This window comes from Acidovorax sp. A79, from assembly GCF_041154505.1.
In the GTDB taxonomy this organism is placed as follows: domain Bacteria; phylum Pseudomonadota; class Gammaproteobacteria; order Burkholderiales; family Burkholderiaceae_C; genus Acidovorax.
In genome coordinates, this window is sequence record NZ_AP028672.1 from 152,466 (window position 1) to 176,400 (window position 23,935).

20 protein-coding genes and 1 pseudogene are annotated in these 23,935 nt (G+C 68.7%); 15 read left to right on the forward strand and 6 right to left on the reverse strand.

The features are described 5' to 3' along the window. Nucleotides 1-30 precede the first annotated feature (30 nt). Genes ACAM51_RS00715 through ACAM51_RS00735 form a run of 5 tightly spaced genes read right to left on the reverse strand, consistent with a single transcriptional unit; the run spans nucleotide 31 to nucleotide 6,269 of the window. Nucleotides 31-372 (reverse strand): rhodanese-like domain-containing protein, encoded by a 342-nt coding sequence (locus ACAM51_RS00715; protein ID WP_218295047.1) that lies wholly within the window; start codon nucleotides 370-372, stop codon nucleotides 31-33. A 47-nt stretch (nucleotides 373-419) separates the two neighbouring features. Then, nucleotides 420-1,133 carry a protein-L-isoaspartate O-methyltransferase gene (locus ACAM51_RS00720; RefSeq protein ID WP_218295046.1) on the reverse strand — a complete coding sequence of 238 codons (714 nt, stop codon included), beginning with the start codon at nucleotides 1,131-1,133 and terminating at the stop codon, nucleotides 420-422. A gap of 25 nt (nucleotides 1,134-1,158) precedes the next feature. Next, nucleotides 1,159-4,359 (reverse strand): efflux RND transporter permease subunit, encoded by a 3,201-nt coding sequence (locus ACAM51_RS00725; protein WP_369642438.1) that lies wholly within the window; start codon nucleotides 4,357-4,359, stop codon nucleotides 1,159-1,161. A 15-nt stretch (nucleotides 4,360-4,374) separates the two neighbouring features. Continuing rightward, a complete protein-coding gene (locus ACAM51_RS00730; protein ID WP_218295044.1) occupies nucleotides 4,375-5,541 on the reverse strand; it encodes an efflux RND transporter periplasmic adaptor subunit in 1,167 nt (388 codons plus the stop codon). A 2-nt stretch (nucleotides 5,542-5,543) separates the two neighbouring features. Further along, nucleotides 5,544-6,269: a TetR/AcrR family transcriptional regulator gene (locus ACAM51_RS00735; protein ID WP_369642439.1), complete on the reverse strand. Its 726-nt coding sequence runs from the start codon at nucleotides 6,267-6,269 to the stop codon at nucleotides 5,544-5,546. Nucleotides 6,270-6,362: 93 nt separating this feature from the next. Between ACAM51_RS00735 and msrA the strand changes: the two genes are divergently transcribed. Next, the gene (gene msrA / locus ACAM51_RS00740; RefSeq protein WP_369642440.1) at nucleotides 6,363-6,902 is read left to right on the forward strand and encodes a peptide-methionine (S)-S-oxide reductase MsrA; all 540 of its coding nucleotides are present in this window, start codon (nucleotides 6,363-6,365) and stop codon (nucleotides 6,900-6,902) included. Nucleotides 6,903-6,934: 32 nt separating this feature from the next. Here msrA and ACAM51_RS00745 read toward each other — a convergent pair whose 3' ends face one another. Continuing rightward, nucleotides 6,935-7,909, reverse strand: coding sequence for a class I SAM-dependent methyltransferase (locus ACAM51_RS00745; protein ID WP_369642441.1), 975 nt, complete (start codon nucleotides 7,907-7,909; stop codon nucleotides 6,935-6,937). A 163-nt stretch (nucleotides 7,910-8,072) separates the two neighbouring features. On the opposite strand from ACAM51_RS00745, the gene ACAM51_RS00750 reads away from it, so the two are divergent. The 14 genes and pseudogenes from ACAM51_RS00750 (at nucleotide 8,073) to ACAM51_RS00815 (ending at nucleotide 23,527) form a co-directional block, all read left to right on the forward strand. Beyond that, nucleotides 8,073-8,909: a DUF6597 domain-containing transcriptional factor gene (locus ACAM51_RS00750; protein ID WP_369642442.1), complete on the forward strand. Its 837-nt coding sequence runs from the start codon at nucleotides 8,073-8,075 to the stop codon at nucleotides 8,907-8,909. 219 nt (nucleotides 8,910-9,128) lie between these two features. Then, nucleotides 9,129-9,554 (forward strand): Fur family transcriptional regulator, encoded by a 426-nt coding sequence (locus ACAM51_RS00755; protein ID WP_218295321.1) that lies wholly within the window; start codon nucleotides 9,129-9,131, stop codon nucleotides 9,552-9,554. Beyond that, nucleotides 9,551-10,231 (forward strand): ABC transporter ATP-binding protein, encoded by a 681-nt coding sequence (locus ACAM51_RS00760; protein WP_218295039.1) that lies wholly within the window; start codon nucleotides 9,551-9,553, stop codon nucleotides 10,229-10,231. Before ACAM51_RS00755 ends, ACAM51_RS00760 begins: the two co-directional genes overlap by 4 nt. Beyond that, nucleotides 10,228-11,466, forward strand: a complete 1,239-nt coding sequence (locus ACAM51_RS00765; protein WP_369642443.1) for an FtsX-like permease family protein — start codon at nucleotides 10,228-10,230, stop codon at nucleotides 11,464-11,466. Before ACAM51_RS00760 ends, ACAM51_RS00765 begins: the two co-directional genes overlap by 4 nt. A gap of 37 nt (nucleotides 11,467-11,503) precedes the next feature. Next, a complete protein-coding gene (locus ACAM51_RS00770; RefSeq protein WP_369642444.1) occupies nucleotides 11,504-11,758 on the forward strand; it encodes a hypothetical protein in 255 nt (84 codons plus the stop codon). A gap of 223 nt (nucleotides 11,759-11,981) precedes the next feature. Beyond that, nucleotides 11,982-12,578: a DUF3299 domain-containing protein gene (locus ACAM51_RS00775; protein ID WP_369642445.1), complete on the forward strand. Its 597-nt coding sequence runs from the start codon at nucleotides 11,982-11,984 to the stop codon at nucleotides 12,576-12,578. A 57-nt stretch (nucleotides 12,579-12,635) separates the two neighbouring features. Then, nucleotides 12,636-13,133 carry a hypothetical protein gene (locus ACAM51_RS00780; protein ID WP_369642446.1) on the forward strand — a complete coding sequence of 166 codons (498 nt, stop codon included), beginning with the start codon at nucleotides 12,636-12,638 and terminating at the stop codon, nucleotides 13,131-13,133. A 337-nt stretch (nucleotides 13,134-13,470) separates the two neighbouring features. Continuing rightward, the gene (locus ACAM51_RS00785) at nucleotides 13,471-15,522 is read left to right on the forward strand and encodes a TonB-dependent receptor (protein WP_369643904.1); all 2,052 of its coding nucleotides are present in this window, start codon (nucleotides 13,471-13,473) and stop codon (nucleotides 15,520-15,522) included. Between the two features lie 160 nt (nucleotides 15,523-15,682). Beyond that, nucleotides 15,683-17,866 (forward strand): TonB-dependent receptor, encoded by a 2,184-nt coding sequence (locus ACAM51_RS00790; RefSeq protein WP_369642447.1) that lies wholly within the window; start codon nucleotides 15,683-15,685, stop codon nucleotides 17,864-17,866. Then, entirely contained in the window at nucleotides 17,866-18,603 is a 738-nt protein-coding gene (locus tag ACAM51_RS00795) for an ABC transporter ATP-binding protein (protein WP_218338594.1), read from the forward strand. The genes ACAM51_RS00790 and ACAM51_RS00795 overlap by 1 nt, the downstream gene beginning before the upstream one ends. After that, nucleotides 18,600-20,003, forward strand: a complete 1,404-nt coding sequence (locus ACAM51_RS00800; protein WP_369642448.1) for a DUF3526 domain-containing protein — start codon at nucleotides 18,600-18,602, stop codon at nucleotides 20,001-20,003. Before ACAM51_RS00795 ends, ACAM51_RS00800 begins: the two co-directional genes overlap by 4 nt. A 35-nt stretch (nucleotides 20,004-20,038) precedes the next feature. Further along, nucleotides 20,039-21,343: a DUF3526 domain-containing protein gene (locus tag ACAM51_RS00805; RefSeq protein WP_369642449.1), complete on the forward strand. Its 1,305-nt coding sequence runs from the start codon at nucleotides 20,039-20,041 to the stop codon at nucleotides 21,341-21,343. A 98-nt stretch (nucleotides 21,344-21,441) separates the two neighbouring features. After that, a pseudogene (locus ACAM51_RS00810) lies at nucleotides 21,442-21,564 on the forward strand (IS481 family transposase); the annotation flags it as partial. A gap of 340 nt (nucleotides 21,565-21,904) precedes the next feature. Then, the gene (locus ACAM51_RS00815; RefSeq protein WP_369642450.1) at nucleotides 21,905-23,527 is read left to right on the forward strand and encodes a PAS domain-containing protein; all 1,623 of its coding nucleotides are present in this window, start codon (nucleotides 21,905-21,907) and stop codon (nucleotides 23,525-23,527) included. Nucleotides 23,528-23,935: the final 408 nt, after the last annotated feature.

A 23,935-nucleotide genomic window follows, 5' to 3' on the forward strand; every position in this document is an offset into this window, starting at 1 on the left:
TGGCTGCGGGCGGTCCGGCCGCCGCCGTCGTCAATAGCGGGGCACGGCGGGGTCGCTTTCCTGCGACCAGGCGTCGATGCCGCCGGTGATGTTGGCCACCTGCTCAAAACCGTGGTGCTGCAGGAAGGCCGCCACGCGCAGGCTGCGGGCGCCGTGGTGGCACAGGCAGGCGATGGGGCGGGCGGGGTTCAGCTCGGCCAGACGCCCGGACAACTCGCCCATGGGGATGGCGGCCAGCTCGAAGCCGTCCGCACGCACGCTGGCGGTCTGCAGCTCCCAGGGCTCGCGCACGTCCAGCACCAGGGGCTGGCCGCCTTCGGGGGCGGCGGCGAACCAAGCGGACAGCTGGGCGGGACGGACGTGATCGATCATGCAGGACTCCGAAGGGGACTCAGGATGCAAGGCTCGGGGAGCCGGGGTCAGAACGTGAAGCCGGACGGCTCGGGGAAGTTCACGAGGCGCGGCGCGATGGTGTCCCAGGGCGACACCGTCTCGAAACGGTCGCCGGCGCGGCGGGTCACGGTGAAGCGCATGACGGGTTCGCCGCCGACGATGGCGCCCAGGCGGCCGCCATCGCGCAGGTGCGACAGCAGGGCCGTGGGGACTTCGGCGACCGAGCCGCTGAGCACGATCACGTCGAACGGGCCATCGGGGATGGCATCGCGGGCGCCGTCGCCCTGGCGCACGTCGGCATTCTGGATGCCCGCGTCGCGCAGGTTCTCGCGGGCCATCTCGGCCAGCTCGGGGTTGATCTCGAGGGACACCACGCGCTCGGCGCGGTGGGCGAGCAGGGCGGCCATGTAGCCGGAGCCCGCGCCGATCTCCAGCACGCGGTCGGTGGGCTTGATTTGCAGGTCCTGCAGGATGCGCGCCTCGACGCGCGGCTGCAGCATGCTGTGGCCTAGGCGCACGGCCTCTTCGGCGTCGTTGCCGAGCAGGGGCACTTCAATGTCCATGAACGCCATGTTGCGGTAGGCCGGAGGCACGAAATCTTCGCGGCGAACGATCGCCAGCAGGTCCAGCACGTCGGCGTCCAGCACGTTCCAGGGGCGGATCTGCTGCTCGATCATGTTGTAGCGGGCCTGGGCGACGGGGTCGCTGGTATTGGCGGACGTGTTCAGAGGCATGTTCATGGGATTTCTCCAGGGGAGGCGTGGGTCAGGACAAACCCTCGATTTTAGAGGCCCCGGCCAGGGGGCGGCCGCGGCCCATGCGGCGAAGGGCCCATTGCGCCAGATCGTCCATGTAGCAATACACCACCGGCACCACCACCAGCGTGAGCAGCGAGGAGGTGATCACCCCCCCGATCACCGCCTGGCCCATGGGCGCGCGCTGCTCGGAACCCTCGGACAGCGCGAACGCGAGCGGCACCATGCCGAAGATCATGGCCAGCGTGGTCATGAGGATGGGGCGCAGCCGCACGCGCGCGGCCAGCAGCAGGGCGTCGGCGCGGGGCAGGCCGGGCACGGTGCGGCCTTCGTCGTTCACGTGTTCCTCGCGGGCGCGGATCGCGAAGTCCACCAGCAGGATGGCGTTCTTGGTCACGAGGCCCATCAGCATCACCACGCCGATGATGGAGAACATCGACAGCGTGGAGCGGAACATCAGGAGCGCCAGCACCACGCCGATGAGCGTGAGCGGCAGCGAGGTCATGAGCGCCAGCGGCTGCAAAAAGCTCTTGAACTGGCTCGCCAGGATCATGTAGATGAAGATGATGGCCATGGCCAGGGCCGAGATGGCATAGCCGAAGGACTCGGCCATGTTCTTGGTGGAGCCGCCGAACTGGTAGCGGTAGCCGGGCGGGAAGCTCACGCTCTCGAGCGCCTTCTTGATGTCGTTGGACACCTCGCCGGCCGAGCGCTGGGCCACGTTGGCGTTCACGGCCACCTCGCGGGTCAGGTCGCGCCGGTTGATCTGGTTGGCGCCGGTGGATTCGGTCACGCGGGCCACCTGGTTCAGGCGCACGATGCGCGTGGTTCCGTCGGCGGCCGTCAGAGCGAAGGGCAGGCGCTCCAGGTCGGCCGGGGCGGTGCGGGCCTCGGGGGCCAGGCGCACATTCACGTCATAGGTCTGGTCGTCCGGAGCACGCCAGTTGCCCACCGTGGTGCCTGCCACCAAGGTGCGCAGCGATGCGGCCATGGGGGCCACGGCCAGGCCGAGGTCGGAGGCGGCCTCGCGGCGCACATCGAGGGCGATCACCGGCTTGTCGGGCTTGGCGCTGGTGTCCAGGTCCACCAGGCCCGGGATGTCGCGGATCTTGTCCGTGACGATCCTGGTCAGGCGCTCCAGCTCCTGCAGGTCGGGGCCCTGCAGCGAGAACTCCACCTGCTTCTGGCCGCCCACGGCATCGAGCAGGCCCACGTGGGTCACCGTGATGCCGGGCACCTGCTTCAGGCGCTCGCGCAGCACGTCCGACATCTGGTCCACGCTGCGGCTGCGGTCCTTGCGGTCCACCAGGCGCACGTACAGATTGGCGTACATCTTGCCTTGCGCGCTGCCGGTGTTGATGGTGGCCAGGGTGTAGCGCACTTCCGGCATCTCGCGCAGGATGCCTTCCACCTGCCGGGCCTTGGCCTCGGTCGCTTCCAGCGAGGAGCCCACCGGCGTGTAGAAATTGACGGTGGTTTCGGAGAAGTCGGCCTTGGGCACGAACTCGGTGCCCAGCAGCGGCACCATGAAGATGCTCAGCACGAAGATGGCCAGCGCAATGCCCATGGTGGCCAGCTTGTGCACCAGCGACCAGCGCAGGATGCGCTGGTAGCCTTCGGCCAGCGCATCGGTGGCCCGGTCGAACCAGCCCGTGACGCGGCCGATGGTCTTGTCGTAGAACGTGACCGGCTCGGTGCGCTGCCCGTGGGCGTGGATGCTCGGGTCGTGCCAGATGCTCGACAGCATGGGGTCGAGCGTGAAGCTCACGAACATCGAGATCATCACCGCCGCGACGATGGTGATGCCGAACTCGTGAAAGAACTTGCCGATGATGCCGCCCATGAAGCCGATGGGCATGAACACCGCCACGATGGACAGCGTGGTGGCCAGCACCGCCAGGCCGATCTCCTGAGTGCCGTCCATCGCCGCGTCGTAAGCGCCCTTGCCCATCTGCACGTGGCGCACGATGTTCTCGCGCACCACGATGGCATCGTCGATCAGCAGGCCCACGCACAGGCTCAGCGCCATCAGCGTGATCATGTTGATGGTGAAGCCGAACATGTTCATGAACAGGAACGTGCCGATCAGCGCGATGGGCAAGGTGAGGCCCGTGATCACCGTGGAGCGCCAGGAGTTCAGGAACAGGAAGACGATGAGCACCGTGAGGATGGCGCCCTCGATCAGCGTCTGGCGCACGTTGTTCACCGCCACGCGGATGGGGCGGGCGCTGTCGCCGATGGTCTCCAGCCGCACGCCGGGCGGCAACTGGCTCTTGAGTTCGGCCACGGCGGCGGTCAGGCCGTCCACTACCTCGATGGTGTTCTCGCCCTGCGACTTCTGCACCGACAGCAGCAGCGTGCGCTGGCCGTTGTACAGGGCCAGACTTTCGACTTCCTGCGCGCCGTCGTTCACGCGGGCCACCTGGTCCAGGCGGACGGGCGCACCGTTCTTGCGGGCGACGATGATCCTGCCGAAGTCCTCGGGGCGCTGCATGCGTGCGTCGATCTGCACCACGCGCTCCTGCGCGAGGGACCGGATGGAGCCCACGGGCAGGTCCTGGTTCTCGTTGCGCACGGCGCTGGCCACCTGGTCGGGCGTCACGCCGAAGGCTTCGAGCGCCTGCGGGTTCAGGTAGATGTTGATCTCGCGCTTGGTGGCGCCCACCAGGTTCACGGCGCCCACGCCGCGCACGTTCTCCAGGCGCTTCTTCAGCGTCTGCTCGGCCCAGGTGGTCAGCTCCACGGCACTGCGGGCCGTGGCGCCCGCCGTGTCGTCCGGCAGCACGGCCAGCGACCACACGGCCCGGCTGGCGGGGTCGAAGCGCAGCACGCGCGGCTCCTTGACCTCGGTGCGCAGCAGGGGGCGCACGGTGGCCACCTTCTCGCGCACGTCCTCGGCGGCCTTGCGGCCGTCGATGTGCAGCTGGAACTCGATGATGACGACGGCCGTGCCCTCATAGCTGCGCGAGGTGAGGGCGTTGATGCCGGCGATCGAGTTGACGCCTTCCTCGATCTTCTTGGTGACTTCGCTTTCGACGATTTCCGGCGACGCACCGGGATAGTCCACGGTGACCACCACCACCGGGAAGTCGATGTTGGGGAATTGATCGACCTTCAGGCGCTGGTACGAGAACAGGCCCAGCACCACGATGGCGAGCATCACCATGGTGGCGAACACGGGGTTCTTGAGGCTGACTTTGGTGAACCACATGGCGGTGCGGCGCGGTCAGGGGGCGGTGCGGGGCACGGAGGCCGGGGCGGCGGGCGCGGCAGCCGCCACGGCGGTGCCCTCGCGCAGCTGTCCGATGCGGCCGGCGATCACGGGCGTGCCCTCGGCCACGCCCTCGATGGCGACCCAGGTCTGGCCGCTCAGCACCGACCGCGCACCGGTCTTGACCTCCACGTAGGCCACGCGGCCGTCCTTGAGCGTCTGCAGGTAGGGCGCTGGCTTGTCGGTGCGCACGGCATCCAGCGGCACGGCCAGCACCTCGGCGCGGCCGGTGTCGAGCGTGCCCTGCACGAACAGGCCCTGGCGCAGCGGCGTTTCGCCCCGGGCCTGCTCCACCCGCAGGTAGACGGGCACCGTGCGGCTGCCGGCCTGTGCGCTGGGGTTGATGCGCGCCACGGTGGCGGGCACGGGCACGGCCGAGCCTTCCATGGTGAGCAGGGCCTTCTGGCCCACGCGCACGGCCAGCGAATCGGCGGGGCTCAGCAGCGCCTCCAGCTCCAGGCGGGAGAGGTCCACCACCTCGATGATGCGGGCGTCCACGGCCACGCGCTCGCCGGGCTGGGCCAGGCGCTGGGCCACCAGCCCGGTGATCGGGCTCTTGAGCACGGTGTCGTCGAGCGCCTTGCGCGCCACGTCGGCGGCCGAGACGGCGGCCTGGTGGCTCGACTGCGCCGCCTCCAGGCTGGCCTGCGAGGTGACCAGCGCCGTGGGCGAAATGAAACCCTGGTCCACCAGCGCGCGGTTGTTGGCGTATTGCCGCTGGTTGATGTCCACCTGGGACTTGGCGGCATCGGCCTGCTGCTGCGCCTGGCGCAGCCGTGCGCGGGCTTCGGTGGGGTCGATGCGGGCGATTTCCTGGCCGGCCCTGACGCTGTCGCCCTCGCGCAGGATGAGGCCCTGCAGTTCCCCGCCCACGCGGGCCTTGACCATGGCCGACTCGACCGCCCGCAGCGAACCCGACACCGGCACTTCCAGCGTGAGGCTCTGGCGCCGCACGGTGACGATCTCGTCCGCGGCCAGCTGCAGCGGCGCCTGCGCCTTCTGGGCGCTGGCCTCGCTCAGCGCCTTCTGCTGCGCCTGGCGGGCCGCCATGGCGCGCCACGCGCCGCCGCCCAGCAACACAACGACGATGGCTGCCGCCACCCAGGGAATCCAGCGTTTCATGGTCAGGCGCCGCGCACGGGCGGAGAAGAAGAAGAAGGGGAGGAGGAGGGAGGGGCGCACGGGGGGGCATCGGGCCGCACGAGCAGCCCATGCAGCACGTTGTCGATCTGCGCCTGGATGAACAGCTCGGGCTGCAGGCCCAGGCCGTCGGGGATGCAGACCGCCAGCGAGTGTTTCCACATCATCAGGAAGATCATGGGGGCCAGCACCACGTGCACGATGTAGTCGAGCGCCACCGGCCGGAACTCGCCGCGCTCGATGCCGCGCTGGATGATGCGGCGGATCAGCCCCTGGCCCGGCTGGATCACTTCCTGCTGGTAGAACTGCATGATCTCGGGGAAGTTCTGGGCTTCGCTGAACATCAGCTTGGTGATGCCCGACGCCTTGGTGGAGCCGATGCGCTCCCACCACACCTCGTAGCAATAGCGCAGCAGCTCGGCGGTGGTGCCTTCGAAGGTCTCCAGCTCCTGCGTCCACTCCTCGAAGCGGCCGGCGATGTTGTGCCGCACCACGGCCTTGAAGAGTTCTTCCTTGCTGGGGAAATACAGGAACAGCGTGCCCTTGGAAACCCCGGCACGCGCCGCCACCTCATCCACACGGGTCGCGGCGAAGCCCTTCTCGACAAAAAGGTCCAGCGCCGCTTCCAGCAGCTCGCCAGGACGGGCTTCCTTGCGGCGCTCGCGCTTGGTGCCCGGGGGGGCGGAAGAGGGGTTGGGCGTGGGGGACAAGGGAAATTCTGTTAATGACTGACCGGTTAGTAATGTAGCAAGCACCTGCCGGAGCGTCAATTCATAATCGCAAAGCACAACCAAAGGACCACCATGACCTTGCAAACCATCACTCTGGGCGGCGGCTGCTTCTGGTGCACCGAGGCCGTGTTCGACCGCGTGCGGGGCATCACCGACGTGGAGAGCGGCTATACCAACGGCCACACGCTGAACCCCAGCTACGAGCAGATCTGCCGGGGCGACACCGGGCATGCCGAGGTGGTGCGCCTGACGTTCGACGCCGACGAGATCAGCCTGGAGGAGATCCTGGAGATCTTCTTCCATACCCACGACCCGACCACCCTCAACCGCCAGGGCAACGACGTGGGCACGCAGTACCGCAGCGGCATCTACTACGACAACCCCGCGCACGGCGACATCGCCGACGGCATGATCCGCCAGATGTCGCAGGACAAGCTGTTCGGCGCGCCCATCACCACCGAGGTGAAGCCGCTGGCCAACTACAGCGCGGCCGAGGCCTACCACCAGGACTACTTCGCGAACAACCCGAACCAGGGCTACTGCGCCTTCGTGGTGGGCCCCAAGGTGGACAAGTTCCGCAAGACCTTCGCCCGCTATCTCAAGCCGGCGTGACGGCGCGGCCGTGACGCAGGCCGCGGCGGTGGTCACCGGGCCGCCGCCGGGGCCCGCGCACCCACACGCACCCGCACGACGCCACCCAGCAGCCCGCCCAGTACCCGCTGGCGCGGCGTGCTGGGCCGGTGGGCCAGCAGCGTGCTGCGGATCATGGCGGGCGTGATGAACTCGGCGTGCTCGAAGCCATGGCCCGCCAGCAGGGCCCGCAGCTCGGCATCGCGCAGGAAACACCGCCAGGGTTCGCCCATGCGGCCGAAACGCCGCGCCATCAGGCCCAGCGCCAGCTTGCGGCCCCATTGCAGCGCCCCCGGGCGGCGCACGTAGTCAAACACCAGCACGCTCCCCGGCGCCGCCCCGGCACCGATGCGCGCGAGCGTGGCCTGCACGGCCGAGGGGGCGAGGTACATCGTCACGCCCAGCCAGGAGAACACCGTGCGCTGGCCCGCGTCCAGGCCCTGGGCCGCCAGCTGCTCCATGAAATCCTGGCGCTCGAAGTCCACCGGCACATAGGCAGCCCCCGGGGGCATGCACAAGCCCGCCGAAGCGGCCAGGCCCCGCTTCCATGCCTGGGTGGACGGGTGGTCCACCTCGAACACGCGCGCCAGGCCGCGCGGCCATTCACCGCGCAAGGCAAAGGTGTCCAGGCCCGCGCCCAGCACCACGTACTGGGTGGCCCCGGCGGCCACGGCCTCGCGCAGCGTGTCTTCGGCAATGCGGCTGCGCACCGCCAGCGCGCCGCGCATGGCCTGCGAAAAGCTCCCCGCGTCCCTCGCAAGGCCTTGCGGGCCATCGCCCTCAAGCGCCTGCCGCACCTGCGCGGCCCCGGCGGGGCCCAGGATGTCCAGCGCCAGCGGGTCGGCGAAGATCTCGCCGCCCTCGATCAACTGGTGCCGGGCGCGCGCGATGCCGCACAGCAGGGCGGTATGGCTGGGCCGGGCCGATGCCAGCAGCGGCTGCTGCGGGGTGGAGGGGGCAGGTGCGGCGGAGCGGGGTGTGGGTGTCATGGTGCGGGTGATTCTGGCGCGCACCGGCGGTGCCGTCTTGAACGTTTTCGCCAGGCGCGGCGTGCCGCAGGCCTGGCGCCTGGTGGTCCAGCGTTGGGATCCGGGGCGGACCTGTTTACGATGCGGGCCTGTGCGAATCCGGTTCCAGCTCCCTTTTGCCACCGTGGTCCTGCCGCCTGCGTCGCTGGCGGGGTGCATCCGCGCGTACATCACCAAGGACACCACGCGCCGGGCGCACGGCACGGCGCAAGGCCCGCAGCTCAACCGCTATCCGGCCTCGGTGTACTGCGGCATCGCCTGGTACCTGGAGGGCAGCTCCGAGCAGCTCGGCCCCGGCCAGCAGGCGGTGCGGGCGCTGCCGGCCACGCTGCTGCTGGGGCCCCAGACCCGGCCGCTGGTGACCCGCAACCCCGGCCCGGTGCGCACCTTTGGCGTGGTCTTCCATCCGCAGGCATTCCACCGGCTCACGGGCCTGGACATCAGCACCCTGGTGGACGGACTGCTGCCCGTGCAGGACGTTCTGTCGCCCGCCTGGCTCGCGCTGTGCGACGGCGTGCGCGCGGCCGCCAGCGATGCGCAGCGGATGGCGCTGCTGGAGGACTTCGTGGCCAGCCAGGAACCTGCGCATGCCGAGGCCCCTGCGGCGGGCGCCGCCGCGGCCGTGCGGTGGATGCGCGAATTGCAGGCCCACGCTGCCGCCCGGGGCCTGGGGGGCAGCCTGCGCAGCCTGGAGCGCCACGTGCGGACCTGGGCCGGCCAGTCGCTGCGGCGCCTTGGCTGGCTGTCGCGGGCGGAAACCACGCTCACGCGGGCCCGGCTGGAGAGCGAACAGTCGGGGCACGCGCCACGCTGGCACGACGTGGCGCTGGGCGCGGGCTACGCCGACCAGGCCCACCTGTGCCGCGAGACGCAGCGCGTCACGGGCCAAAGCCCCTCCGAGCTGGCCCGGCGCGTTCAGGCCGAGGACGAAAGCTACTGGCTTTACCGCCTCTGGTCCTGAGGCCTCGCGCCCCGGGACGGTGCTGGCGCGGCGGCCAGAAGGCACTGAAGGGGCGGGATGGCCCGTGCCCACGGGCGGTGATTGCCGCCGCGGGGTGCCGGCTGCCTGCATAATGCAAGCTGATTGCGTTACAGGCGCCGCCGCCCCGCACCCGCCATGCCCACACCCCGCCGCTCCCCCGCCACAGTGCCCGCCGCCACCTGGACCTTGCCCGCCGGCATGCGCGCCACCCGTGCCACGCGGGCACTGGCGGCGCTGTACGCGGCGCGCCCTGAGGCTGCGTTGTCCGAGGCAGAGGTGGAAGCCGCGCTGGCTGGCGCTGGCGCCCCCGTCAACAAGGTCACCGTCTACCGCATGCTCGACCGGTTTGCCGCCGCGGGCCTGCTGCACAAGCAGGTGGATGCCGCCCGCGTCACGCGCTACGCGCTCGCGCCGCAGGGCGACGACGGCGCGGCGCCGCGCTTTGAATGCGATGACTGCCACCGCCAGTTCCGCCTGTCGCAGGGCTCGGCCAAGGTGCGGACCGCGCTCAGGCAGGTGCTGCAGGCACTGGCCACGGCGGGGCATGAGAGCCTGGCGGTGGACATCGCGGTGCGCGGCCGCTGCGCGGGCTGCGCGCACCCTGCCGAGGGCGCCGCCGCATGATCCGCACCCGGGGCCTTTCCTATGCCTACCCCGGCGGCGACGCGCCGCTGCGCTTCCCCGATGTGGATCTGCGCCAGGGCGGCACGCTGCTGCTGCGGGGGCGCTCGGGCACCGGCAAGTCCACCTGGCTGTCGCTCATCGCCGGCCTGCGGGGTGCCAGCGGCGGCGATCTGTTCGTGGCGGGCACCCAGCTGGGCACGCAGCGGGGCGCCGAGATTGACGCCTGGCGCGCGCGCAGCATCGGCTTTTTGCCGCAGAAGCTGTACCTCTCCAGCGCGCTCACGGTGGCCGACAATCTGGCGCTGGTCTACTTTGCCGCCGGGCTGCCGCGCGACGATGCCGCCATCACCCGTGCCTTGGCGCAGGTGGGCGTGGCCGAACTCGCCACGCGCCGGCCGCACCAGCTCTCGGGCGGGCAGGCGCAGCGCGTCGCGCTGGCGCGGGCCGTGCTGCTGTCGCCCGAGCTGCTGCTGGCCGACGAGCCCACGGCCAGCCTGGACGACGAGGCCGCCGCCGATGCGCTGGACTTGCTGCGGCAAAGCGCCGCCGCCTGCGATGCCAGCCTGGTGATTGCCACGCACGACCAGCGCGTGGTGCAGGCCCTGGCCAGCGCGCAGATGCTGGATTTGAACGAAATTGGCCCCGGGCGCTTGCAGGACAAGCGCGAAAAGCTATGAATTCAGTAGCAATCAAGCTGGCCCGCCTGTCCTGGCGCTACCTGTGGTCGCGCCCCCTGGCGGCCGTGCTCAACCTGCTGGTGCTCACGCTGGGCCTGGCGGCCATCACGCTGGTGCTGCTGGTGGCCACGCAGCTGGACAAGGCGTTCGAGCGCGACCTCGCGGGCATCGACCTCGTGGTGGGCGCCAAGGGCAGCCCGCTGCAGCTCATCCTGGCGGGGGTGTTCCACATCGACGTGCCCACGGGCAACATTCCGCTGCAGGAGGTGCAGGCGCTGCAGAAGAACCCGCTGGTGGCGCAGGTCATCCCGCTCAGCCTGGGCGACAGCTACCAGGGTTTTCGCATTGTGGGCACCACGCCCGACTACGTGGCGCACTACGAGGCCGCGCTGGCCGAAGGCGCGCTGTGGCGCCAGCCCATGGATGCGGTGCTGGGCGCCACCGTGGCGCGCGGCATTGTCAGGGCCGGCCATGGCGGTGCGCCGCTGGTGGGCGCCACCTTTGTGGGCAGCCACGGGCTGGGCGGGGGAGGGCACGCGCACGGTGACCACCCCTACCGCGTGAGCGGCGTGCTGGCGCCTTGCGGCTGCGTGCTCGACCGGCTCATCCTCACCAGCACCGAATCCGTCTGGATGGTGCACGAGAGCGCCATGGCCACCGATGACGAGGACCTGGAACTGCTGAAGGACGACCGCGAGGTCACCGTGGCCCTGGTGCGCTACCGCACGCCGCTCGCCGCCGTCACGCTGCCACGCCGGATCAATGCCGACACGGGCATGCAGGCGGCCGCGCCCGCCATCGAGGTCACGCGCCTGCTGCGCCTGCTGGGCGTGGGCGCCGATGTGCTGCGCGCCTTTGGCGGCGTGCTGCTGGCCGTGGCGGCCCTCAGCGTGTTCATCGCGCTGTGGAACGCGGTGCGCGAACGCCGCGCCGACCTGGCCATGCTGCGCATGCTGGGCGCGCCGCCGGGCCGCGTGGCCGGGCTGGTGCTGTGGGAGGCCCTGTGGCTGGCCGCCATGGCCTGCGCCCTGGGCCTGCTGCTGGGCCACGGCCTGGCCCACGCGCTGGGCTGGGCACTGCAGGCACAGGGCCTGCTGCCCGTCAGCGGCCTGGTGTGGCTGCCCGCGGAGGCCGGCGTGCCGCTGCTGGCCGCCGGCGTGGCGGCCCTGGCGGCGTTGCTGCCAGCGATGCAGGCCTACCGCACCGAGGTCGCGGACCTGCTGAGCCAACCCTGAATTTCCATTTCCGACCCACCGATTCGAAAGGTTCACCATGAAGAAGCTCTTCACCGCCCTGGCCCTGGCGCCCCTGCTGCTGGCGGGCGCGCTGGCGCATGCCCAGGGCGCGCATTCCGACAAGGAAACCAAGGCCGATGCCGAGCGCCACCGCTCCATGGCCGCCGCGCACGAGGCCGCCGCCAAGTGCCTGGAGGCCGGCAAGGGCCACGACACCTGCCAGAAGGAACTCCAGGCCGCGTGCAAGGGTCTGGGCATTGGCAAATACTGCGGCATGCGCCACATGCACTAAAGCTCCCCCCTGAGGCGCTGCGCGCCTTCCCCCCTGAGGGGGGGACGCCCCCGGTGGCCCGGCGGAGCCGGTTCCACGGGGGCACTGGCATGGGGGCGCGCCGGTTTTGTCGGGCGCAGCCGCAAATAAGGTCGGGTGGAGTCAAGTGGTTTCTCGACGGCGTTGATGCGGTCATGGAACAGTTGGCCCTGTGCGCACGGGGCGTTCACGGAAGGGGATTTTTATGCACCATCGTTTGTTGCCTCGGTTTGTGCCCGGGTGCTCTGTCGCTCTGCCTTTGGCGCTGGCGTTGGGTGTCGGCATCTCCGGCACCGCCCTGGCACAGGGCCAGCCTTCCGCGGCGCCTGCGCTCAGTTCGCCCTTGCCGGCGGGGGCTGGGGGTGCGCCGGTGGCGGGTGTGCCGTCGGGCTCCGGTGCGGGCTACCACAGCCCGAACAGTCCCATCGCGCCGCTGCCGCAGCGCAATGACGTGGTCCCCTGGTCGGTGCTGACCGACCTGACCAAGAAAACGACCAAGGACGGCATCCTGCCCGTGTTCAACGACGCGCAAAAGGGCATGGACAAGACCACGCAGCGCATCCAGGGCTTCATGATGCCGCTGGACGCCAAGGCCACGCAGACGCACTTCCTGCTCACCTCGGTGCCGCTGACCTGCTCGTTCTGCCTGCCCGGCGGGCCCGAGAGCATGGTCGAGGTCAAGGCCAAGACGCCCGTGCGCTATTCGCTGGAGCCCGTGGTGGTCGAAGGCAGGTTCACCGTGCTCCACAACGACCAGTACGGCCTGTACTACCGCGTGGTCGAGGCCGTGCCGGTGAAATAATCGCAGGTTGCCGGCGCTTTGCCTGTCCGCGCCGCCCCCGCCCCCTATTTTTTTACCGTGACCTCCGCCTTCCGCCCCCGACCAGCCACGCGGCCGCATGCCCTGCGCGGCGCGGGGCAGGGTGCGCGCGGGCAAAAGCGGGGGAGTCGCCGCCTGCCGTCGCAGGTGGTGCGGCTGGCGCTGGCCTGGCTGCTGCTGGCCCTGGTGGCCGTGCCCACGCTCGGGCGCCTGCACCAGGTGGTGCACGGCGGCGCGCTGGACCGGGTGCATGCGGGGCAGGCGCTGTCTTCCGCCGCATCCGCGGCGTCCATTGCACCAGGGGCCGCCCCTTCGGCGAGCGGCCACGGCCTGCTGCTGCCGCTGCTCCTGGGCCACCACGCTCCCGTCGATTGCCTCGTGCTCGACCAGCTCGCGCTGGGCGATGCCCTGCACAGCGCTCCCCTGGCGCTGCCCCATGCGGTGCCCGCGCAAGCACCGTCCACCGACCCCGCGGGGCGCGTCGCCGTCGCGCATGTCGCGCTGTTCCAGGCGCGCGGCCCGCCCGGCCGGGCCTGAAGCACCACGCCCCGGGCCTTTTCCACGCGCCGGCCGCCCCCGCCTCTGCCGCAGGGCCGCGAACGCCGCCGGAGCAGGTTCCCCCACGGCGCACCCCGTGCTTCGTTTACATCAAAACTCCTGATTTCATAGCTGCCAGCGCTTGACCATCAAGCGCTGGAGGCATTTTTTATTCATGGCTTCCCGCCCCGTGGCGTGAAGCCGCGCGCTGCACGCCTGGCCTGGCCGGCGCGGCGCGCCCCCTGTTGCAAGCATCACCATGATCCACACCTCCTTTGCCCCTTGCGCGCCAGCGCGGCGCGCCCGTCCAGCCCTCCACCCCGTGGCCCTGGCCGCCATGCTGGCGCTGTCGAGCGCGGGCAGCGCCCACGCGCAGGCCGCGCCCGCCGCCGCCGGCCCCGCCACCGAGGCAGCGCCCAGCCTGCCGTCCGTCACCGTGTCGGCCAGCGGCCTGCAACTGGGCGCCAGCGACATGACCACGCCCGTCACCGTGCTGGAGGGCGACGAGCTCGTGCGCCGCCGCGAGGCCACGCTGGGCGAGACGCTCAACAGCGAACCCGGCATCACCAGCAGCCACTTCGGCGCCGGTGCCAGCCGCCCCATCATCCGCGGCATGGACGGCCCGCGCGTCAAGGTGCTGAGCGACGGCGCCGAGCTGCACGACGCCTCCACCATCAGCCCCGACCACGCCGTGGTCTCCGAGCCCTTGCTCGCCACGCAGATCGAGGTGCTGCGCGGCCCCTCGGCCCTGGTCTACGGCAACGGCGCCGTGGGCGGCGTGGTCAACGTGCTGGACGGCAAGATCCCCACCGCCATCCCGCCAAAGGGCTACGAAGGCAGCGCCGAGCTGCGCGCCAACACCGGCGCGGGCGAAGGGGCGGGGGCCTTCTCGCTGACCGGCGGCGCGGGCAACCTGGCCGTGCACGTGGAAGGCGTGGCGCGCGACGCGGGCGACTACCGCGTGGGCAAGGGCTGGGCCCCCGAGGGCGAGCCCGCCCGCAAGGTGCTGGGCAGCTTCAACCGCACGAACACCGGCAGCGTCGGCCTGTCGTGGGTGGGTGAGCAGGGCTACCTGGGCGCCGCCTACACGCGCCAGAGCGCCAAGTACGGCCTGCCGGGCCACAACCACAGCTTCGAGGGCTGCCACACCCATGGCGACCACCTGCACTGCGGCGCCCACGCGGGTGAAGGGGAAGACGGCCACGACCACGGCGCCGAAGAGCATGGCGACGTGCCCGTGGTGGACCTGCGCAGCGAGCGCTTCGACATCCGGGGCGAGCTGCGCAACCCCTTCGCCGGCTTCTCGGCCCTGCGCCTGCGCGCCGGCGTCACCGACTATGTGCACGACGAGGTCGAGGACGGCGCCATCAGCACCACCTTCAAGAACAAGGCCTACGACACCCGCATCGAGCTGCAGCACGAGCCCATCGCCGGCTTCAAAGGTTTGATCGGCCTGCAGACCTCGCAGCGCAAGTTCAGCGCCGAGGGCGAAGAGGCCTATGTGCAGCCCACGGTCACCCGCAAGCTGGGTTTCTTCGCGCTGGAGGAATACCGCGTGGGCGACTGGCGCTTCGAAGCCGCCCTGCGCCACGACCGCCAGACCGCCGAGGCCCAGGCCAGCGGCATCGAGCGCAGCCACAACGGCACGTCGGCATCGCTGGGCGCGGTGTGGAAATTCACGCCCGGCTACCAGGTAGGCACCTCGTTCACCCGCGCCAGCCGCGCGCCGTCGGCCGAAGAGCTGTACGCCCAGGGCCTGCACATGGCCACCAGCACCTATGAGCGCGGCAACGCCGACCTGCGCTCCGAGATCTCGCAGAACATCGATGTGAGCCTGAGGAAGACCAGCGGCGACACCACTTTTGGCGTGAGCATCTTCCGCAACCGCATCAACAACTACATCTACGGCCGCACGCTCGATGCGGTGGACGGGCTGCAACTGCTGCAGTACAGCCAGGCCGACGCCACCTTCACCGGCATCGAAGGCCAGGTGCGCCAGCGCCTGAACCGCAACCTGGGTATCACCCTGTTCGGCGACACCGTGCGCGCCCGGCTCAACGACGGCGGCGGCCTGCTGCCCCGCATCCCCGCCACGCGCGCGGGCATCCGCCTGGACGGCAACTGGCAAGCCTGGGAAGGTCAGGTCGAATGGGTGCAGGTGGCCCGCCAGAACCGCGTGGCGGAGTTCGAAACCGCGACGCCGGGCTACGGCATGCTGAACCTCGGGGTGAGCTACAACGGCCAGTTCAGCAGCGGCACGCCGTGGCAGGTGTATCTGAAGGCGAACAACCTGACGGACCGCCTGGCGTATGCACACACCAGCTTCATCAAAAACGCAGCGCCGCTGATGGGGCGCAACGTGACGGTAGGGGTGAAGGTGGCTTTCTAAAAGCTGGCCGCATTGAGCGGCCTGCCCAGCCCCATTCACTCACTCGCTCACGTACTTCCAAGCGCACTCTGACTGCCGCCGATCCCTCAGCGGTTGGGCAGCGCGTGCGCGCGCTCGTACTCGTGCCCGTACCCCAAATCGTCCGTTGACGAAACCCGCCATGAACCCAACCCGTTTTTCCCCTTCTCCATCGCGCAGCCGTGCTGCGCTCAACCGCAAGCCCGTTGCCAAGCTCACTGCTGCCGCACTGGCGGCGGCACTGGTGCCGTGGGCCCATGCACAGACATCACAGGAACCTGCCGCAGCTTCCGCATCAGAAGCAATCACCCAGCCCGCACGCGCTCTTGCGGCAGTGGACGTGCTGGGCACGACCGCCCCCGCCACGCGCACGCCCGGCGAACGCGCTGCCGTCACGCTCCAGCCAGGCGCACTCCCCGCAACGGTGCAGCAACTCAACCAGGACGACATTGCCAACACCAATGTTGGCCGCGATATTTCCAACATCTTTCGCCGCGTGCCCGGCGTGCTGGCCAACAACATCGACCAGGGCGAAACCGGCAACGGATTTCGCATGCGCGGGTTTGCCACCCAGGGCACGCACGGCGCCGATACCGCCGTGTATGTTGACGGTGTGCCGCAGAACATTCCGTCCAGCCAGGGTGGGGCAGGGCACGGCCCGGTGTTTCTGGAATGGCTCCACGCCGACCTGATCGACGGCGTGGACCTCATCAAAGGTCCTATCTCTGCCTTGTATGGCGACCAGAACCGCGCAGGCGCTGTTGACATCCGTACCCGCAACGGCGGCAGTGCCACGCCGTCTAGCGTCAGTATCAGCGCCGAGCGCCATGGCCTGCGCCGCAGTACCCTGGTGCTGTCCAGCACCATTCCCACCAGCTTTTCCACCATCGACTCGCTGTGGATGGCCGATGTGTACCACAACGATGGCTACCGCTATGCGTCCCGCACCGGCCGCGACACGTTGTTCTGGAAGCTGTCTACCCAGCACCAAGGCGCCCGCTACAGCCTGCGCGTGATGCGCTACGTGGCCGACTTTGATGCGCCTGGGTATCTGCTGCTGCCCGCGCTGGAAGCTGGGCTGGACCCACGCTCCACCCAATCGAACAACGCCGGCTTCGGGAATGCGCGGCGCACCAGCCTGGTGTTCAACCGCGCCCCGGCCGAAGGTGAGGCGGGATGGTATGCCACGGCCTATGCGGAAAGCCTTAATCGCAAACGCGGCATCACGGCCAACGCCACCAACCATACGGTGGGCGTGGACGACCGGGACATCTTTGGCGCGCGCGTGCTGCACAACACCACGTTTGGCAATGCCGCCATTGCCTTCGGCGCCGAGCTGCGCAAGGACCGTGGCGACGCCTACCGCCAGATCTACGTCAACCGCGCACCATCGGCCAACTACGTCAATGCGCAAGACCTGGACCTGCTGACCTACGGGCTGTTTGCGCAGGGCCAGTGGCGCGTGACCGATACCCTCAAACTGAGCGCCGGTGCGCGCTACGACCGGTTTGACTACGACATCGCCAACCTCAAGCTGCCCGCGGCCAGCACCGGCTACGACAAGGGCGTGTTCACGCCCAAGCTGGGCGCGTCGTGGTCGCTCACACCGCAGGTGGAGTTGTTTGCCAACGTGGCCGAAGGCATGCGGTCACCTTCGGCCGAGCAGATCAGCAGCAGCGGCGCCACCGGCCCGCTGGGTGCGACAGGCGGTGTCATCAGCCAGATCGCGCTTAGCAAGGTGCGTTCGTTCGACTTGGGCTTTACCGCATCGCCTGCCAGCGGCTGGACAGTGTCGGGCGTGGGGTACGCCATTCAGAATTCCGACGAAATCGTGGGTCAGGCCGATGGCTCTTTCAAATCGGTGGGCGAGACCACGCGCAAAGGGCTGGAGCTGGAAGCCCGCTGGCGCGCCAGCAGCGCCACCAGCGTGTACGCCAGCATCGGCAAGATCCTGGAGGCCAAGGTGGACAACCCGGCACCCAATACCGGTGCCAAGCTCACGGTGCCTGCCACGCAACTCAAGGCCGGGGCCCAGCACAAGCTGCGGCTGGGCGAAGGCCAGCTCACACTCAATGCAGATGCCTACCTGATCGCGGACATGCCGTACTACGTGGGCACGCCCGCCACGCAAGAGCGCACCATGCCTCTGTACACGCGCTATGACCTGCGCGCCACGTACGACTGGAAGCAGACGCAGCTGTCGCTGTACGCCACTTTCCAGCCCCACCGCTACGGCACCGAAATCGCCTACGGCAGTGCCGCAGGGCTGATGATGTCGCCCCTTCCCCGCAGCACGTTTGGCGCCACACTGCGCTACTTCTTCTGATGGAAGCGGCGGCCATTCTTGAGACCCGCGCCCTCACCATCCGACGGGGCGACCAGGTCTCGCTGCAGGCGCTCAACCTAGCGGTCACGGCGGGCAGCGTGTATGCGCTGCTGGGCGGCAACGGCGCGGGCAAAACCACCACGCTGAACGCGCTGCTGGGTTTTGTTCCCGCCGCGTCGGGCCAGGCACTGGTCAACGGGGTGGACGCCTCGCTGCAGCCGCAGCAGGCACGCGCTCACCTGGCGTATCTGCCCGAGAACGTGGCGCTGTACCCCTACCTGTCGGGGGTGGAGAACCTGCGCTACTTCTGCAAGCTGTCAGACATTGCACTCGACAGCGCGCAAGCGCACGACCTGCTCACAGCGTCGGGCCTGGCACCCGATGCACAGGGCCGCCGGGTTGGCGGGTATTCCAAGGGCATGCGGCAAAAGGTAGGCCTGGCGATTGCCAAAGCGCGCCGTGCCCGTGCCATGCTGCTGGACGAGCCCACCTCCGGGCTGGACCCTGCTGCTGCCAACGAGTTTGCGCAAAGCGTGCTCCAGGCCAAACAGGGCGGTATGGCCGTGCTGATGGCCACACACGACCTGTTCAATGCCATTCAGGTGGCTGACCGCATCGGCATCCTTCGCGAAGGGCGCCTGGTGGCGGAGTTTGCCGCGCACGACATCGCCCACAACGAGCTGGAGCGCATCTACCTGCAGCATGCGCGCGGCGTGGTGGAGGACACCGCACCATGATCGCATCCATCGCCGCCAAGGAGATGCGCGCGTTGCTGCGCGACGGGCGCTTGTCGGGACTCGGGCTGGTGCTGGTACTGCTGTTGGCGGCCGTGCTGGTGTCGGCCGTGCACCAGCGCCAGGTGGCAGAACAGGAGCGCCATCAGGTCGAGGCCGCCGCGCGTGCGCAGTGGGATCACCAGGGCGACCGCAACCCCCACCGTGCAGCGCACTTCGGGCTGTATGCGTTCAAGCCTCAACTGCCACTGGCCAGCGTAGACCCTGGCATCCATGCGCGCACCGGTCAGGCGCTGTGGCTGGAGCCGCACAAGCGCAACATGGCGCTGCACGCACCCGCCGCTGACGCCGCCCCGTCCATGGGCCTGGGCGACTTCACCCCGGCGTTTGTGCTGCTGGCGCTGGTGCCATTGCTGCTCGCCGTGCTGGGCCATGGCTCTGTCACGCAAGAACGGGAGCAGGGCACCCTGCGCATGCTGCATGCGTGTGGAATGCGCGGCGTGCCGCTGGTACTGGGCAAGTGGCTGGGGCTGTGTGCCAGCGTGGCCCTGGTGCTGGCACCCGCTGCGCTGGTTGCAGGCTGGCTGCTGGCTGCACGGCAGGGTGCGGCTGAGGCCGCAATGCTGCTGGCGGCGCTCGGTGCGTACTACGCCACCTGGGCGGCCGTCACGGTCGGGGTGTCGTCCAGGTGTCGCACTTCGCGCGGCGCGCTGCTGGTGTTGCTGGCGCTGTGGGTGGGCTGGGTGTTCATCGTGCCGCGCCTGGCGGCGTCCACGGTCGAGGCGCTGGCGCCACTGCCCACGGGCGAGGCGTTCTGGGCCGGTATCCAGCGCGACATTGACCAGGGCCTGCCGGGGGAGGGCAGCGCCGCCCAGCGCATGAAGGCGTTTGACGCACAACTGCTGGCCGACAACGGCGTGGCGCGCCTGGAAGACCTGCCCTTTGGCGCCAATGCCAAGCGCCGCCTGTTCAGGGATGCGTATGCCACCAAGGTGTACGCACTCCATTTCGGCCAGTTGTGGGACACGCAGGCACAGCAGCAATACCTGCTGCGATGGCTGACCGCCGTATCGCCCTACGCCCCGATGCGGGCCGCGACCAGCGCACTGGCGGGCACCGACCTGGCCCACCAGCAGCACTTTGAAGAAGCCGCCGAGCAATACCGCGAGCGCTTCACCACCCTGGTGGACGAATGGGACCTGCAAGCTACCCAGGGGGTCACTTCGTTCGAGAGCCGCTACGCAGGCAACGCGCTGTGGCAGGCGATTCCGGAATGGACTTACACACCACCCGGCATCGGCTTTGCGCTGCGCCACAGCGCCGCTGACTGGGCTGCCCTGGCGGCCTGGCTGCTGGCGGCCCTGACGGCACTCTGCCTGGGCGCCAGGAGGCTGAACCCTTGACGGCCCTTGTCACCACTACAACCACAACCCGTCGCATGCCATATCCACGCCTCATCCATTGGCAGGCCGAGGGCCTGCGCTTGTACCGCCAACCCGTGGCGTGGTGGGCGCTGGCTGCGCTTTTGCTGGTGCTGTTGGCCTCTGCCACCGTGGCGGGCCTGGACGCCCGAGCCTGGCGCCAAGCCGCAGCGCAGGACGAAACCGCATTCGCCGACAAACTGCACGCCCAGCAACTGCGCCTGCAGGCCAGCCCCGCACCCAGCGCGGCCAGTGCCACCGCCACCTACCAGCTGGGCCGCAGCGATCTGGGCGTCACCCGCATGCCGGTAGAGGCAGGCCTGGCGCTGGGCGTGCAGCGGCTGCAGGTCTTGCCGTCGCGCACCAAGGCGTCGCTGGACACCCGGCATGTCGATTCGCGCGACCCGGGTCCGCTGCGCAACCCTTTGCTCACGGACACCGGTTTGCCCGGCCTGCCAGCCATGGTGGCGCTGCTGCTGCCGCTGGTGGCCCTGGTGCTGTGCGCCGGGCTGCTGCAGGAAGAGCGTGAGCAGGGCCGGCTGGGCCTGCTGCGGGTGCAGTCGCACTACGGCATCGGCCCCATCCTGCTCGCCGCTCTGGGCTGGAGGCTGCTGGCGCTGTGGATGGTTGCGGTGGCAGCCACCATGCCGGCGCTGCTGCTGGACCCTGGCGCCACCGCTGCGGTCGCCTTGCAGTGGGCTGCCGCGCTGGGCGCGTTCTGCGCGTTGTGGGTGGCACTGGGCGGCATCTTGTCGTGCCTGCCCATCAGCGGCGCCACCAGCATACTGGCTGCGCTGGGGCTGTGGCTGGCGTTGACGTTTGCCGTGCCCGCGGGTCTGGTGTTGCTGGCGCAAAAAGCCGCGCCCCTGCCATCGCGCCTGTCAGCCGTGGTGGCCCTGCGCGACGCACAGCACCAGGCCGAGGACAACGAGCAGGCGCTGGCCGAAGCCTGGTACGACGAACACCCGCACATCCCCGCGCAACAGCCCGCTGCATGGCCCGCCAGCTTTGTAGTGCGCGTGCTGGACCAGGACGAAACGCTGCAGCCCTTGGTGGAACAGTTCCGCCAAAGCCGTGTACGGCAAGCCCAACAGGTGTCGGCATGGTCATGGCTGTCACCCGGCCTGGCGCTGGCGCTATATGGCGAACGGCTCGCCGGCACAGATGTGGACAGCCACACGCGCTACCAGCAGCAGGTGGACGCATTTGAGCAGCGGTGGAGAGCGTTCTTGGTGCCGCGCGTGATGAGCAAACAGGGAATGCGGGTCGAAGAACTGCGGCAGCTGCCTCGGTTTGAAGAACCACATGGCCGCCCTGGCTAGATGTGAGGATTCAATAGGTTGTATCCGGTGTTCATCCGGATTGGGTTTGAGAGACTGGAAGTCGCCAAACACCCAATCGACTCAGGACACCCAACCGAATGAACACCCATAAGCGCGCCCGACCTACGTTTGCCCGTCGCCTGGAGATGGTCCAGCAGATGACGCTGCAGGGCCTGAGCGCTGCACAAGCCGCTGCTGTACAAGGTGTCCGACCGCCCACAGCCAGTTCAGCAGCGGTGCGCCGTGGCAGTCGCACCCTCAAGGCCGACAACCGGACGGGTTGGCTGGCCTACGCACCTACATCCTTTGTCAAGACTGCCGTGCCGTTGGTAAGGCGCAATCTGACGGTGGGCGTGAACGTGGCGTTCTGACGGGCGATGCCGTCGTGATGTGCACGAGCGCCCGCAGGGGGAGGGCGTTGCTGGCTTGCACCCTATCGCTGCACCAAACCACCGAAACAACGGGGCCGCAAGTGCCATAAACCCGTGCCATACTTGATCTTACGTGGTTGATTTTGCTATCCGTTGGATGTATTTGCCCCCCTTTTTGCAACAGCCCTGCATGCCCACCACTCCCACGCCGTCCGCAAAGCTGCTGCAACTGTTACCCGAGGCGGTGGTGCAAACCGATGCGCTGTGGGAGATCACTTATCTGAATCCGGCGTGGCACAAGCTCACCGGCCATTCGGTGGCGGTGGCGCTTGGCAGGTCTTTGCTTGAATTCGTGCATCCCGACGACATCGGCACCATGCGCTCGGGCATGCCGGTGTTCCGCTTGCGCTTTGCCGACGCGGACTATCGCTGGGTGCGTCTGCAGCTCCACCCGGAGACGGATGCGGCGGATCGGGTGATCAGCCGCCAGGGTGTCCTGATCGAGATCACCGAGGTCACCGAGCAGGTGCTGGTGGAAATTCGCCAGCGCTTTCTGCGCTTGCTGGAAACCATTGATGGCGTGGTTTGGGAAGCTGAAATCGGCGTGGGCAATACCTTTCTGAGCCCGCAGGTCGAACGGTTGTTCGGCTACTCCGTGGAGGAGTGGCGGGCCGACCCCGGCTTCTGGCGGGCGCATGTGCATCCCGATGATCTGGAGGCGGCCTTGGTGATCGACGATGCCGCCTACAACGCCACGCACAGCCATGCCTACGAGATGAGCTACCGGCTGATTGCCAAGTCTGGCAAGGTGGTATGGGTGCGCGATCTGTGCCGTGCAGTGGTCGAGCCGGGGCGGCCGAACCGCATGATCGGCCTGATGATCGACGTCACCCAGCAGAAGAACACCGAACTCGAGTTGTTGCGCTCCGAAAACCGCTATTCGCTGGCGACGCGCGGATCCAATGACGGCATCTGGTATTGGGACTTGCGAACGGATGCCCTGCATGTGTCCGGGCGTTTTCTCCAGATCGTCGGGCTGGGTAGCGCCGATATTGTGCATAGCGGAGGCTGGCGCTTTCTTGAGCAGCTCATCGATCCCGAGGATCGCGGGCGCGTGCAGGAGGCCTACCGCAGGCACCTATCGGGGAACAGCCCGAACTTTTCGGTGGATTTCCGCGCGTTCCACGGGGCGGGGCGGCTGGTGTGGGTCAATTGGCGCGGGCTCGCCGAGTTCGAAGACGGCGTTGCGGTGCGCATGGCGGGCTCCTTGAGCGATCTGGCCGAACGTGGCAGTTCCTACGATGCGCTGACCAACTTGCCCGGCCGGCCATTGTTCCGCGATCGCCTCGCTCATCTCATCGCGCTGCACCAAAACGAGGTGGCGAACGGTGGTGGCATGCCGACACGCGATGGAGCCACGATGTTCGCCGTGCTGCTGCTGGATCTCAACAGTTTCAAGGCCGTCAATGACAGCTACGGGCACCACGTGGGCGACCAGCTATTGCAACAGGTGGCACGGCGGCTCGAATCCTGCGTGCGGACGGGGGATCTGGTCGCCCGCATGGGTGGCGACGAGTTCAATGTGCTGCTGGAGTCCATTGATCCCGCTGAAGCCAGCCAACGCGCGGAGCAGATTGCCGCCGCCCTGGAAGTGCCTTACGTGATTGGCAGGCACACCGTGATCAGTGGTGCGAGTATCGGATTGGCCAGCAGCGCATCCACGCTGGCGACGGTCGACGACTACCTGCGCGCTGCAGACACCGCCATGTACCGGGCCAAAAGTCAGTCATTGGGCGTGTGCGTGTTTCCATAAAGCGTGTCGGGGACAATTGCCTGCGAGGCTGTCGCATGGCTTGCCTTCCTCATCCCCTTCTGGTTTTCGGTGGTTTCGCTGGGGTGCTTCCAGCGTGGAACCAGGGGGGGTTACTGCTGGTCGATGTGCTGCCTCCGATGGAGGCCGGCAATCGAACATGTTTTTGGACTTCTGCGCCTGTTCATCAAGCGCTGGCAGCTATCGTAAATATAGCAATCGATGACATCCCGGCCTCGCGTTGACCGTGGCAGGCCTTGACGGATGGGGCACGCTTGGCGCCAGCCAACCCAAGGGGCCTTGCCTTGATCAGGACGAAAAACGGGCTCTCCAGAGCTTGGCGCGCTGGCACCTGAACACCAGCACGTCAGCGACGAATTCAAAGATGCCGGTTAGAAGACCGGTCACGGT